This is a genomic window from Pantoea sp. X-Soil-MYKO-1289 (assembly GCF_059730625.1).
This window is the reverse complement of sequence record NZ_AP036004.1, coordinates 2,239,660-2,253,079: the sequence shown is the minus strand read 5'-3', so window position 1 is coordinate 2,253,079 and position 13,420 is coordinate 2,239,660. Positions and strand designations below refer to the sequence as shown.

14 protein-coding genes are annotated in these 13,420 nt (G+C 57.4%); 12 read left to right on the top strand and 2 right to left on the bottom strand.

The window, feature by feature from the left end:
• The first annotated feature begins 180 nt into the window (after window positions 1-180).
• The 4 genes from cysB (at window position 181) to acnA (ending at window position 5,116) form a co-directional block, all read left to right on the top strand.
• A complete protein-coding gene (cysB, locus tag AC6I7Z_RS10870; RefSeq protein ID WP_033746805.1) occupies window positions 181-1,155 on the top strand; it encodes an HTH-type transcriptional regulator CysB in 975 nt (324 codons plus the stop codon).
• 495 nt (window positions 1,156-1,650) lie between these two features.
• Window positions 1,651-1,809, top strand: a complete 159-nt coding sequence (locus AC6I7Z_RS10865; protein WP_071997406.1) for a YmiA family putative membrane protein — start codon at window positions 1,651-1,653, stop codon at window positions 1,807-1,809.
• Between the two features lie 3 nt (window positions 1,810-1,812).
• On the top strand, window positions 1,813-1,992 hold the full coding sequence (locus AC6I7Z_RS10860) for a YciX family protein (RefSeq protein WP_048781875.1): 180 nt from the start codon (window positions 1,813-1,815) through the stop codon (window positions 1,990-1,992).
• Between the two features lie 442 nt (window positions 1,993-2,434).
• Window positions 2,435-5,116 carry an aconitate hydratase AcnA gene (acnA, locus tag AC6I7Z_RS10855; RefSeq protein ID WP_497814220.1) on the top strand — a complete coding sequence of 894 codons (2,682 nt, stop codon included), beginning with the start codon at window positions 2,435-2,437 and terminating at the stop codon, window positions 5,114-5,116.
• A 168-nt stretch (window positions 5,117-5,284) separates the two neighbouring features.
• Here acnA and ribA read toward each other — a convergent pair whose 3' ends face one another.
• Window positions 5,285-5,881, bottom strand: a complete 597-nt coding sequence (ribA, locus tag AC6I7Z_RS10850) for a GTP cyclohydrolase II (protein WP_033790330.1) — start codon at window positions 5,879-5,881, stop codon at window positions 5,285-5,287.
• A 229-nt stretch (window positions 5,882-6,110) separates the two neighbouring features.
• On the opposite strand from ribA, the gene pgpB reads away from it, so the two are divergent.
• The 5 genes from pgpB to yciH all read left to right on the top strand — a co-directional run bounded on the left by pgpB (window position 6,111) and on the right by yciH (window position 9,733).
• Window positions 6,111-6,875 (top strand): phosphatidylglycerophosphatase B, encoded by a 765-nt coding sequence (gene pgpB / locus AC6I7Z_RS10845; protein ID WP_497814219.1) that lies wholly within the window; start codon window positions 6,111-6,113, stop codon window positions 6,873-6,875.
• A 128-nt stretch (window positions 6,876-7,003) separates the two neighbouring features.
• On the top strand, window positions 7,004-7,312 hold the full coding sequence (locus AC6I7Z_RS10840) for a LapA family protein (RefSeq protein ID WP_033746819.1): 309 nt from the start codon (window positions 7,004-7,006) through the stop codon (window positions 7,310-7,312).
• 6 nt (window positions 7,313-7,318) lie between these two features.
• On the top strand, window positions 7,319-8,488 hold the full coding sequence (lapB, locus tag AC6I7Z_RS10835) for a lipopolysaccharide assembly protein LapB (protein WP_497814218.1): 1,170 nt from the start codon (window positions 7,319-7,321) through the stop codon (window positions 8,486-8,488).
• A 202-nt stretch (window positions 8,489-8,690) separates the two neighbouring features.
• Window positions 8,691-9,413, top strand: coding sequence for an orotidine-5'-phosphate decarboxylase (gene pyrF / locus AC6I7Z_RS10830; RefSeq protein ID WP_497814217.1), 723 nt, complete (start codon window positions 8,691-8,693; stop codon window positions 9,411-9,413).
• Window positions 9,410-9,733 (top strand): stress response translation initiation inhibitor YciH, encoded by a 324-nt coding sequence (gene yciH, locus AC6I7Z_RS10825; RefSeq protein ID WP_497814216.1) that lies wholly within the window; start codon window positions 9,410-9,412, stop codon window positions 9,731-9,733. The genes pyrF and yciH overlap by 4 nt, the downstream gene beginning before the upstream one ends.
• A gap of 83 nt (window positions 9,734-9,816) precedes the next feature.
• Here yciH and osmB read toward each other — a convergent pair whose 3' ends face one another.
• Complete coding sequence (gene osmB / locus AC6I7Z_RS10820; RefSeq protein WP_033746828.1) at window positions 9,817-10,032, bottom strand: osmotically-inducible lipoprotein OsmB; 216 nt, start codon at window positions 10,030-10,032, stop codon at window positions 9,817-9,819.
• Window positions 10,033-10,383: 351 nt separating this feature from the next.
• On the opposite strand from osmB, the gene araD reads away from it, so the two are divergent.
• The 3 genes from araD (at window position 10,384) to AC6I7Z_RS10805 (ending at window position 13,409) form a co-directional block, all read left to right on the top strand.
• Window positions 10,384-11,085 carry an L-ribulose-5-phosphate 4-epimerase gene (araD, locus tag AC6I7Z_RS10815; protein WP_497814215.1) on the top strand — a complete coding sequence of 234 codons (702 nt, stop codon included), beginning with the start codon at window positions 10,384-10,386 and terminating at the stop codon, window positions 11,083-11,085.
• Window positions 11,086-11,418: 333 nt separating this feature from the next.
• Complete coding sequence (gene kdgT, locus AC6I7Z_RS10810) at window positions 11,419-12,402, top strand: 2-keto-3-deoxygluconate transporter (RefSeq protein WP_497814214.1); 984 nt, start codon at window positions 11,419-11,421, stop codon at window positions 12,400-12,402.
• Window positions 12,403-12,542: 140 nt separating this feature from the next.
• On the top strand, window positions 12,543-13,409 hold the full coding sequence (locus AC6I7Z_RS10805; RefSeq protein WP_497814213.1) for a crotonase/enoyl-CoA hydratase family protein: 867 nt from the start codon (window positions 12,543-12,545) through the stop codon (window positions 13,407-13,409).
• Window positions 13,410-13,420: the final 11 nt, after the last annotated feature.

Here is a 13,420-nt window from a genome sequence, read left to right as displayed (position 1 = left end):
GGCCAGCATTGCTGGCCTTTTTCTTAGCCTTATATCAAAACGTTCTACATTCCTTCCCGCGATGATATAGTAGTTATAGCATTTCCGACATGTTCCTGTGCTTTGCCTCTTTTCTCACCGATCCGGCGAAAATACGTCAATCGGGGATGCTGCTCTGTAGCTTACTGGGATGGAACAGATATGAAATTGCAGCAGTTGCGCTATATCGTCGAAGTGGTTAATCACAACCTGAACGTCTCTTCGACCGCAGAAGGGCTTTACACATCACAGCCGGGCATCAGTAAGCAGGTGCGCATGCTGGAGGATGAGCTGGGCGTGCAGATCTTTGCACGCAGCGGCAAGCATTTAACCCAGGTCACACCAGCTGGCGAGGAGATCATTCGCATCGCCCGCGAGGTGTTGTCCAAAGTCGATGCGATAAAATCGGTGGCGGGAGAGCATACCTGGCCTGATAAGGGATCGCTCTATGTGGCGACAACCCATACCCAGGCGCGCTATGCCTTGCCTGGCGTCATTAAGGGCTTTATCGAGCGCTATCCGCGCGTCTCCCTGCATATGCACCAGGGGTCGCCAACGCAGATCGCCGAAGCGGTCTCCAAGGGCAACGCTGATTTCGCTATCGCCACCGAAGCGCTGCATCTCTACGACGATTTGATTATGCTGCCGTGCTACCACTGGAATCGCGCCATTGTGGTGACGCCCGATCATCCGCTGGCGGGCAAGGGACAGGTCTCGATTGAAGAGCTGGCGGAATATCCACTGGTGACCTACACCTTCGGCTTTACCGGACGTTCGGAGCTGGATACCGCGTTTAACCGCGCAGGCCTGACGCCGCGTATTGTGTTCACCGCAACCGACGCAGACGTTATTAAAACTTATGTTCGCTTAGGTCTTGGCGTCGGCGTTATCGCCAGCATGGCGGTCGATCCCATCGCCGATCCCGACCTGGTGCGCATTGAGGCGGCGGAAATTTTCACCAACAGCACGACTAAAATCGGCTTCCGACGCAGTACCTTTTTGCGAAGCTATATGTATGATTTTATTCAACGCTTTGCGCCGCACCTGACGCGTGACGTCGTCGATGCGGCGGTCGCGCTGCGCTCTAACGAAGATATCGAAGCGATGTTTAAAGATATCAAGCTGCCGTTTAAGTAACGCCGCGTTTCGTTTAGCATTGCTAAAGGCTGCCCTGGGCAGCCTTTTTTCTTCGTAGTCGTTAGCGCCACCTTAAGGTCGAAAAAAGTTATTATTTTTTTGTAAATGAAACATCGATCACATGTTTTTCTGTTTACGTTACTTAAATGAGAAATAGTACACAATTTTAACTTTGCCGCTTTGCGCCACGCCAGGATTATTCCCATACTCCAGTTAAGACCTGATGTGAAAGCGCTTTTTATCAGGACTTATAAAGTTAACTCAAATTTGAAATGGCCCTAATCGCAATTTAACTCAAATTTGCAATCTAATAATTCAATTAAGGAAATGTGTCGCGGTTCATTATTCCTTAAGTTTTCAGGCCACGTTGATTAATAGCGTTAATCGTTGTGCTCAATAAAAATAACTGGATTTTCGGCCTTAATGAGTTTAGGATTCGTCCTAAATCTTAATCGATGTTATCAATCGTTTTATTGAGAGTGATTATCAAAAACTATGGCTACGAGACTGACTGTACAACCGGACTTCCGGGCAAAAAGCACCAAGGTTGAGCGCTCTGGTAACACCCGTCGCAAAGCCTGGTTAACCGTAATAGCTGCTTCTGCGCTGTTCTGGGTAGTTGTTGCATTGATGATCTGGCGTATATGGGGCTAAACCATGTGGGCAAACACACTCAGCCGTAAACAGTCGTTATCCGCGCCTCAGCTTCAGGCGCCAGCCTGTAAAGGCAAAGAGAGCAGCGTGACGGAACACAAAGTGACCATCCCGGATAGCTGGGAACTGAGTGAAAATCAGCGTCACTTCATCGAGTCTTTCATGGACACGAAAGCCAAATAAGCTGTCAGCGTAACTGGCTGCGCTAGCGTAATACTTCTTTCCGGTTATCCGGCGGGCAAATTAAAAGCCCACTCTTTTACACTCAGCATAAAAAAAGGTGTCATCTGTCTGATGACTGCAGGATTTTTTTACGCCCGAATTCGGGAGGAGTGACGTATGAATATGACTATTAATAGCATTAAGATCTCCTGGCTGAGCGCATATGCATTCTCGTTTGCATTCTGGGCAGCGGCCGTATGGATTGCTGTATAACCTGAAAGCGGTATTTCTCCTTATTCTTTTCGCCAACGCCCCGCAGAGTCTGCGGGGCGTTTTCGTTTGTCTGCACAATGGTGTAGCATTTCGTGTTGTAATCAAAACGTTAAAGAAAATGTAGTCTATCTTTAACATAAACCTTGTTCTCACTGAGGTTACCGCGATCACGATAAGAAAAGGAGGAGCTATGTCGGACACCCTACGCCAGCAGAGTCAGGACACGCTGCAGGTCGACAAGCAGCAGTATCATATTTTCAGTCTACCCCGCGCCGCCCAACACCTCGGCAACATCGACCGCCTTCCCAAATCGTTAAAAGTGCTGCTGGAGAATCTTCTGCGCTGGCAGGATGGCGATTCCGTGACGGAAGAGGATATTCAGGCGCTGGTTGGCTGGCAGCAAAATGCGCATGCCGATCGAGAGATTGCCTATCGTCCTGCGCGCGTGCTGATGCAGGATTTTACCGGCGTGCCGGCGGTCGTGGATTTGGCGGCGATGCGCGAGGCGGTGAAGCGCCTCGGCGGCGACGTGGCGAAGGTTAATCCGCTTTCGCCGGTGGATCTGGTTATTGACCACTCCGTTACCGTGGACCGCTTCGGCGACGACAGCGCGTTTGAAGAGAACGTTGAGCTGGAGATGGCGCGCAACCATGAGCGCTATGTCTTTTTACGCTGGGGCCAGAAGGCCTTTAATAAATTCCGCGTTGTGCCGCCCGGCACCGGCATCTGTCACCAGGTGAACCTGGAGTATCTCGGCAAATCGGTCTGGCATGAGCAGATCGACGGCAAGCAGTTCGCCTGGCCAGACACGCTGGTCGGCACCGACTCGCATACCACCATGATCAACGCCCTCGGCGTGCTGGGCTGGGGCGTCGGCGGTATCGAAGCTGAGGCAGCGATGCTCGGACAGCCGGTATCCATGCTCATCCCGGACGTGGTCGGCTTTAAGCTGACCGGCAAGCTGCGTCCCGGTATTACCGCCACCGATTTAGTGCTGACCGTAACCCAGATGCTGCGCAAGCATGGCGTGGTCGGCAAGTTTGTGGAGTTCTACGGCGACGGTCTGGCGGATCTGCCGCTGGCCGATCGCGCGACTATCGCCAATATGGCGCCGGAATATGGCGCAACCTGCGGATTTTTCCCGATTGACGACGTGACGCTGGGCTATCTGACGCTCACCGGGCGCGATGCCGAGCAGGTGGCGCTGGTTGAAGCCTATGCCAAAACCCAGGGGCTGTGGCGCAATCCGGGCGACGAGCCGATCTTCACCAGTTCGCTGGCGCTCGATATGGACAGCGTTGAATCGAGCATCGCCGGCCCCAAACGCCCGCAGGATCGCGTTTCCCTCGGCGATGTGCCTGCCGCGTTTAACGCCAGCAACGAGCTGGAAGTAAATCACAGCCAGCCGGCGCATAAATCCGTCACTTATACCGACAGCCGCACCGGTCTCAGCCATGAGATCGAGGACGGCGCCGTGGTAATCAGCGCCATTACCTCCTGCACCAACACCTCTAACCCGAGCGTGCTGATGGCGGCGGGGCTGCTGGCGAAAAAAGCGGTTGAACGCGGCCTGAAGCGTCAGCCCTGGGTGAAAGCCTCGCTGGCGCCGGGTTCGAAAGTGGTTTCCGACTATCTGGCGGTCGCGCAGCTGACGCCTTATCTCGACAAGCTCGGCTTCAACCTGGTGGGCTATGGCTGCACCACCTGTATCGGCAACTCCGGGCCGCTGCCCGACGAGATTGAAGCCGCCATTAAAGAGGGCGATTTAACCGTCGGCGCCGTGCTTTCCGGCAACCGCAACTTCGAAGGCCGCATTCATCCGCTGGTGAAAACCAACTGGCTGGCGTCGCCGCCGCTGGTGGTCGCCTATGCGCTGGCGGGCAATATGAAGATCAATCTGCAGACCGAGCCGCTGGGGCAGGATGCGCAGGGCAGGGACGTTTTCCTGAAGGATATCTGGCCGTCGCCGGAAGAGATCGCCACCGCGGTGCAGCAGGTGACCAGCGACATGTTCCATAAAGAGTACGCCGAGGTGTTCTACGGCACCAAAGAGTGGCAGGAGATCAAAGTGAGCGAAGCGGCCACCTATGCGTGGGACGAGGGCTCTACCTATATTCGCTTGTCGCCGTTCTTTGATGATATGGCGCGCGAGCCGAAGCCGGTTGAAGATATAAAAGGCGCGCGCGTGCTGGCGATGCTCGGCGATTCCGTGACCACCGACCATATTTCGCCCGCCGGCAGCATCAAAGCGGACAGTCCGGCTGGACGCTATCTCCAGTCTCACGGCGTTGACCGGGCCGACTTTAACTCCTACGGCTCACGACGCGGCAACCATGAAGTGATGATGCGCGGCACCTTCGCCAATATCCGTATTCGCAACGAGATGGTGCCCGGGGTTGAAGGCGGCTATACGCGCCATATCCCCAGCGGCGAGCAGCTGGCGATTTACGACGCGGCGATGAAGTATCAGCAGGAGGGCACGCCGCTGGCGGTGATTGCCGGTAAAGAGTACGGCTCAGGTTCGAGCCGCGACTGGGCGGCGAAAGGCCCGCGTTTACAGGGCGTGCGCGTGGTGATCGCCGAGTCGTTCGAGCGTATCCACCGTTCCAACCTGATCGGCATGGGCATTCTGCCGCTGGAGTTCGCGCCGGGCGTGACGCGTAAAACGCTGCAGCTGACCGGCGAAGAGGTGCTTGATATCGATAATCTGTCGCAGCTGCAGCCTGGCTGCACCGTGCAGGTAACGATGACGCGCCCGGACGGCACGCAGGAGACGCTGGAGACGCGCTGCCGCATCGATACCGGCAACGAACTGACCTATTACCGCAACGACGGCATCCTGCACTACGTGATTCGCAATATGCTTAACTAAGCGCAACGCCGGGGAAACCCGGCATAGCAGTAAGCGACTAACGCGGGCCGCAGAGCCCGATGGCAAAGTGGGCATCTCTGCCCGTTCAACCTGCGCCTTTCATGGCGCAGAACGCTTTGCTCTTCGAACCCTGCCGCCCGCGTCTCAGCATTGCAGCTGACTGAGCCGTTATTCCGATTTCGGCAGCAGATGGCCCATTTTCGCGGCTTTGGTATCCAGGTAGTGCGCGTTTTTCGGGTTGCGGCCGACGACCAGCGGCACGCGCTCAACGATATTAATGCCCGCTTCGCTGAGGATCTCCACCTTACGCGGATTATTGGTCAGCAAACGTACTTCGTTCACTCCCAGCAGCTTAAACATATCGGCGCAGAGCGTGAAGTCGCGCTCATCCGCCGCAAAGCCGAGCTGGTGGTTGGCTTCGACGGTGTCATAGCCTTTATCCTGCAGCGCATAGGCGCGGATCTTGTTCAGCAAGCCGATATTACGGCCTTCCTGACGATGATAGAGCAGCGCGCCGCGACCCTCTTCGGCGATGGCGTTCAGCGCCGCTTCCAGTTGAAAACCACAATCGCAGCGTAAACTGAACAGCGCGTCACCGGTCAGGCATTCCGAATGAACGCGCGCCAGCACGGGCGTGTTATCGCTGATGTCGCCGAAAATGAGCGCGACGTGATCGTGACCGGTTGCCAGTTCTTCAAAACCTACCATGAGGAAATCGCCCCAGGGCGTGGGCAGTTTGGCTTCTGCCACCCGTTTAAGCTGCATGTGACTCTCCAGAACCTTCAGAGGATGCGCTATTCTAAAACAGCGCACAGGCCAGTATGGCCTGAAAAAATTGGCAATATTGTGCCACAACGTGAAGTTGGGCTGGTAATTTGTCAGAGCGATTGTAGTGATAAAGCACGATTATCCAATGCGCAACAAGTTATGTTATTATTTTTTAAGATAAAGTTATTTGCAAGCGGCAAAATGAGGCCGTACCAGAGGAGAAAGGATGCTGCAGATTTTGCGTCGCACGACGGCAGGCATGTTGCTGCTGATGATCATTCCGCTCGTGGTCTGGGCGACCGGCTGGCGCTGGCAACCCGGCGAAAGCGACGCGCTGCTGCGCGTGCTTTACTGGATGACCGAAACCGTGACGCGCCCCTGGGGCACCCTGACCAGCCTGCTGCTCAGCCTGTGGGTGCTCTGGTGCCTGCGCTTTCGCCTCAAGCCCGCGCTGCTGCTGCTGCTGATCATGAACGTCACCATTCTTACCGGGCAATACACCAAATCCTATATCAAGGATCAGGTTCAGGAGCCGCGCCCCTATGTCGTCTGGCTCGAGCATAACCACGGTCTCGACGACCGCGAGTTTTACAGCATGACGCGCAAAGAGCGCGGTCAGCGCGTCGATCAGCTGCTCGCGAGCGACCGGATGCTGCCGGGCTGGCTGAAGCGCCACTGGGCGTTTGAAACCGGCTTCGCGTTTCCTTCCGGCCATACGCTGTTCGCCGCCAGCTGGGCGCTGCTGGTGTTGAGCCTGCTCTGGCCGCGCCGCCGCTATGTCACCATCGCGGTGGTCGGCGTCTGGGCGGGCGCGGTAATGGCCAGCCGTTTGCTGCTGGGCATGCACTGGCCGGGCGATCTGGCGGTGGCGGTGGCGCTCTCCTGGCTGCTGGTTTCCTTAGCCACCTGGCTGGCGCAGCGCTTTTGCGGCCCGCTTACCTTGCCGCCGGAAGAGCGAAAGGAAGTGGCGCAGCGGGAAAACGGATTGTAATCCCGGACTTTATCCCCATATTATTGATTGCGCTTGCGTAAAAGCGATGCGCCTGGCGCTGCAGGGAGCAGCATTGTTGCCGCTTTTTTGGCATACTTCTACCGGATAACCTCACAACAGGATGCACTGTGAAATATTTGCTGATCTTCTTAGTGGTATTGGTCATTTTTATCATCTCCGTCACCTTAGGCGCGCATAACGACCAGGTCATCACCTTCAATTATCTGCTGGCGCAGGGCGAATTCCGCATCTCTACGCTGCTGGCTGCGCTGTTCGGCGCGGGATTTGTGCTGGGCTGGGCTATCTGCGGTCTCTTCTGGCTGCGCGTCCGCGTCTCGCTGGGGCATGCGCAGCGCAAAATCAAACGCATGCAGACGCAGCTGGATAAAAGCGCGCCGCCTGCCGCCTCATCGACCGCCGTCGCGGGTCGGGAATAGTCCTCCATGCATGAACTGCTGTTTCTGTTATTGCCCGTCGCTGCGGCTTACGGCTGGTATATGGGGCGACGCAGCGCGCAACAGGACAAGCAACAGGAAGCGAGTCGCCTGTCGCGGGATTACGTCGCAGGCGTTAACTTTCTGCTCTCCAACCAGCAGGACAAAGCGGTCGATCTCTTTCTCGATATGCTGAAAGAGGACAGCGGCACGGTGGAGGCGCACCTGACGCTGGGCAATCTGTTCCGCTCGCGGGGCGAGGTGGATCGCGCGATACGCATTCACCAGTCGCTAATGGAGAGCGCCTCGCTCAACTACGATCAGCGGCTGCTGGCGATCCAGCAGCTGGGCCGCGACTATATGGCCGCCGGGCTCTACGATCGCGCCGAAGATATGTTCAAGCAGCTGACGGATGAAACCGACTTCCGCATCAGCGCGCTGCAGCAGCTGCTGCTGATCCATCAGGCGACCAGCGACTGGCATCAGGCGATAGAGGTTGCCGAGCGGCTGGTGAAGCTGGGCAAAGATAAGCAGAAAGGGGAGATCGCCCACTTCTACTGCGAGCTGGCGTTGCAGGCGATGAGCAGCGACGATCTCGATCGCGCCATGAGCCTGCTGAAAAAAGGCGAGTCGGCCGATCGCCAGAGCGCGCGCGTGTCGATCATGATGGGGCGTATCCTGATCGAAAAAGGCGAGTACGCTAAAGCGATCGACCATCTGCAGCGCGTGCTGGATCAGGATAAAGAGCTGGTGAGCGAAACGCTGCCGATGCTGGAAACCTGCTACCAGCGGCTGAACCAGCCCGACGCCTGGGCAGCCTTTCTGCAGCGCTGCGTAGAAGAGAACACCGGCGCGGCGGCCGAGCTTTATATGTCCGATATTCTTGAGCGCCATGAAGGGCCGGAAGCGGCGCAGCTCTATATCAACCGACAGCTGCAGCGTCATCCCACTATGCGCGTTTTCCATCGCCTGATGGACTTCCACCTGCACGAAGCGGAAGACGGACGCGCCAAAGAGAGCCTGATGGTGCTGCGCGATATGGTCGGCGAGCAGATCCGTACCAAGCCGCGCTATCGCTGCCAGAAGTGCGGCTTTACCGCCCATGCTCTCTATTGGCACTGTCCTTCCTGCCGCACCTGGTCTTCGGTCAAACCGATTCGCGGACTCGACGGTCAATAGCCGACCGTCGCGCCATTTTATGCCTTAACCCTTCTTAGTTACAACATACTATAAAGTCAGCAAAGGCACCTGCCTGGCAATGTGCAACTTGTCGCCATGCAGGCGGGGAGGGCGCCGCAAACGTTGTCCCTGGCGGAAGGCGCGGGTAGAATGCTTGCCGTTTGTCCCCTTTGCCTGTCGCCGTCAACTACGAGGAAATGCCATGCCTTTATCGTCAACCGTGACCGCGTCGCCCATTATGGTGGCGCTCGATTATCACGATCTCAACAGCGCATTGCGTTTCGTCGACCAGATTGATCCGCAGAGCTGCCGCTTAAAAGTTGGCAAGGAGATGTTTACGCTGTTTGGCCCGGCGCTGGTAAAGGATCTGCAGCAGCGCGGCTTCGAGGTCTTTCTCGACCTTAAATTTCACGACATTCCTAACACCACTGCCCATGCGGTCGCCGCGGCGGCCGATCTCGGCGTCTGGATGGTGAACGTGCACGCCAGCGGCGGCGCGCGCATGATGAACGCCGCGCGCGAAGCGCTGCTGCCGTTCGGCAAGGATGCGCCGCTGCTGATCGCCGTCACGGTGTTAACCAGCATGGACGCCGAGGATCTGCGCGGCCTCGGCATTACCCTGTCGCCCGCCGAGCAGGCGGAGCGCCTGGCGAAGCTGACCCGCGAGTGCGGCCTCGACGGCGTGGTCTGTTCGGCGCATGAGGCCGCGCATTTCAAAACCGCTATCGGCGCCGATTTCGCGCTGGTGACGCCGGGCATCCGTCCGGCAGGCAGCGACGCCGGCGATCAGCGCCGTATCATGACGCCGCAGCAGGCACAGCAGGCGGGCGTAGACTATATGGTGATCGGGCGTCCAATTACCCAGTCGGCCGATCCCGCCGCCACGCTGTCAGCTATTTTAACCTCGCTCAAGGAGGCCTCATGAGCCGCGACAATCCGCTGGTCTACTCCACCGATACGGGCCGCATCGAGCAGCCGCAAGAGAAAGTCGCACGCCCGAAAGGCGACGGCATCGTGCGCATTCAGCGTCAGACCAGCGGCCGCAAAGGCAAAGGCGTCTGCCTGATTACCGGACTCGATCTCGACGACGACGCCCTGAACAAGCTGGGCGCGGAGCTGAAGAAAAAATGCGGCTGCGGCGGGTCGGTGAAAGAGGGCGTTATCGAGATCCAGGGCGACAAGCGCGATCTGCTTAAACAGCTGCTGGAAGCCAAAGGGCTGAAGGTCAAACTGGCGGGCGGTTAAATAAAAATCGGGCTACGTCTGTAGCCCGATGGTTATATTGATACGCTGTGTAGCCTTTTATTATTAAAACGGCTTTACGGTCATTAATGGACCTGATGACCGATAACGCCGCCCACCGCCGCGCCGCCCAGCGTGCCGAGCGCGCTGCCGTGCGTTAACACCGAACCACCGATTGCACCAGCGCCGGCGCCGATAGCGGTGTTACGATCGCGTTTTGACCAGTTTGAACAGCCGCTCAGTGCGACAACTAAAGTGGTAGCCAAAACAGCTGCGGTAATACGTTTCATGGTTGTTGTCATAAACTTCTCCTTGATTGTGCTCACAGAGGCAACACACTCAGTATAGGCGTTTTTTTCCTCTGTTCTTATATCTGCCCGTATTACGCCATCGCTTCTTCCCTGAAGATGCCGATATGCCTTTCACTATGGACAATGTTGTCTCGGACAGATAAATGCAGTCGGCAAACAGATCCGCCCATTGCATGAGTGAATTCTAAGCCTTATGCAAATTTTACGAAGATGGAAGATTCCTAATTCGCGCCACATTTTTTATTTATCAGCCGTTTTCCGCCTCTTTTCCAGCCAGTCTCTCCATAAGCTTTTTAGCCAGCGCCTGCACAATTCAGGGATCAATCTGAGCAGGAGACAACAATGCTGGAACAACTCAAACAGCAGGTTCTGGAAGCGAACCTGGATTTGCCGCGCTACAACCTCGTGACCTTTACCTGGGGCAACGTTAGCGCGGTGGATCGCGAACAGGGCTTACTGGTGATCAAGCCTTCGGGCGTCAGCTACGCCAGCATGCAGCGCGACGATATGGTGGTGGTCGATCTTGCCAGCGGTGAGGTTGTCGAAGGAGACAAGCGTCCCTCGTCCGATACCGCCACTCATCGCGCGCTCTATCTGGCCTGGCCGGAAATTGGCGGCATCGTGCATACCCATTCGCGCCACGCCACTATCTGGGCGCAGGCTGGCCGCGCGATCCCGGCCTGGGGCACCACGCACGCAGACGATTTTTATGGCGAAATCCCCTGTACCCGCGCCATGTACGACGATGAAATTCAGCGCGACTACGAATGGAATACCGGCAGCGTGATTATCGAGACCTTCGCCCAGCGCGACCTCTCGCCCAGCGCCATACCGGCGGTGCTGGTGAACTCGCACGGGCCGTTCGCCTGGGGACGCGACGCCCATGCGGCGGTGCACAGCGCCGTGGTGCTGGAAGAGGTGGCCTATATGGGGCTGTTCAGCCAACAGCTGCGCGCCGACCTGCCGCCAATCAATCAGACGCTGCTCGACCTGCACTATCTGCGCAAGCACGGCAAAAATGCCTGGTATGGCCAGAAAGAGTAACTCGCCGCGCCAGTGAGATTAAAGGGGGCGCAAACCCTAAGACGCAGGCGGCATCACCGAAGGCTAAGACGTCCCGTATCAGGGGGAAACGACACCACTTTGCCTTCGGTTGATGCCGCCTGCGTTTGCCTGAAATAACCGACACTCGATAAACAATTCCGCTGGTATGGCGATGCCGATCAAAATAACGAAACATACCGGCAACTAAAAATAAAACAGCGTTTCATTTTTACGATGCGATCACTGTTTTCCCTCGCCGCGAGCCGTACTTTGCTGTCACGCCCTCGGGCATAAAAAAACGCACCTCCCTCTGGACAGCAAAGGTGACCCCTTATGCATATCAAACGTGCTATCGATAAAATTCCTGGCGGCATGATGCTTATCCCGCTCTTTCTCGGCGCGCTTTGCCATACGCTGGCGCCTGGCGCCGGCAAATATCTGGGTTCATTCAGCAATGGTCTGATGACCGGCACGGTGCCGATCCTCGCCATCTGGTTCTTCTGTATGGGCGCCTCGATCAAGCTCAGCGCCACCGGCGCGGTTCTGCGCAAGTCGGGCACGCTGGTGATCACGAAAATTGCGGTGGCCTGGATCGTGGCGGCAATCGCATCCCGCGTGGTGCCGGAAAACGGCGTCGAGGTTGGCATGTTCGCCGGACTCTCGACGCTGGCGCTGGTGGCGGCGATGGATATGACCAACGGCGGCCTCTACGCTTCTGTTATGCAGCAGTACGGCAGCAAAGAAGAGGCGGGCGCTTTTGTGCTGATGTCGCTGGAGTCAGGCCCGCTGATGACCATGGTGATCCTTGGCACCGCCGGCATCGCCTCTTTTGAACCGCACGTCTTCGTCGGCGCGGTCCTGCCGTTCCTGATCGGCTTTGCCCTCGGCAATCTGGATCCCGAACTGCGGGAGTTTTTCGCCAAAGCGGTGCACACGCTTATTCCCTTCTTCGCCTTCGCGCTGGGCAATACCATTGACCTCACGGTGATCGCGCAAACCGGCCTGCTGGGTATTCTGCTGGGCGTGGCGGTCATCATCGTTACCGGCATTCCGCTGATTATCGCCGACCGGCTGATCGGCGGCGGCGACGGCACTGCGGGCATCGCTGCATCAAGCACGGCGGGCGCGGCGGTGGCGACGCCGGTGCTGATTGCGGAAATGCTGCCGCAGTTTAAACCGGTCGCGCCAGCCGCCACCGCGCTGGTAGCGACCTCGGTGATTGTCACCTCGGTGCTGGTGCCAGTGATAACTGCTGTCTATTCAAAACGCGTTAAGCGTTCACGCGTTGCGGTTGGCCAGCGCGCGGCGATTAAGTAACCCCGCTTAAGCATCCCCGACCTCTAAGTCGGGGATATCTCTGGATTTTACTTTATAAATCAATCTCTCATTTGGTCTGGCCTCTCTCTGCATTACGCTGATGTGGCGTTTAACGCATCAAATAAACAGAGGATGAGACGATGACAGTAATTAACCAACCAACCTGCCGACTGTTCACCGAAGTGGGACAGACCACTCAGCTTGCCGCGTACTACGAAGAGGGCCGCCGCACCATGTGGATGCTGCTGCGGGCGCAGCCGCGCCCCAGCTTCAACCATGAACTGATCGAGGAGATCATGAACCTGAGCTATGCGGCGCAGCGTTCCGGTCTGCCGATCGATTTCTGGGTTACCGGCTCGCTGGTGCCGCAGATGTTCAACGCGGGCGGCGATCTGCGCTTCTTCGTCGAGTGCATTCGCAACAACCGCCGCGAGGCGCTGCGCGCCTATGCGCGGGCCTGCGTCGACTGCATTCACTCGGCGGCGCGCGGCTTCGACACCGGCGCGGTCACCATTGCGATGATTGAGGGCAGTGCGTTAGGCGGCGGCTTCGAGGCCGCGCTGGCGCACCACTTTATTCTGGCGCAAAACAACGCGCGGCTTGGCTTCCCGGAGATCGCCTTCAACCTGTTCCCCGGTATGGGCGGCTACTCTTTAGTGGCGCGCCGGGCCGGGATGAAGCTGGCGGAAGAGCTGATATGCGAAGGGGAGTCGCACAGCGCCGAATGGTATGAGACGCGCGGTCTGGTGGACAAGGTGTTCCAGCCCGGCGAAAGCTACCGCTGCACGCGCACCTTTATCGATACGCTGCGGCCGAAGCTGAACGGCGTGCGCGCCATGCTGAAGGCGCGCCAGCGCGTGCTGCAGCTCTCGCGCGCCGAGCTGATGGATATCACTGAGGACTGGGTCGATTATGCCTTTACGCTGGAGCCGAAAGACATTGCCTATATGGAACGTCTGGTGCAGTTACAAAACCGCCATAGCGCATCCTTGCGTAAAGCGGGCTAATAACGCGGAGT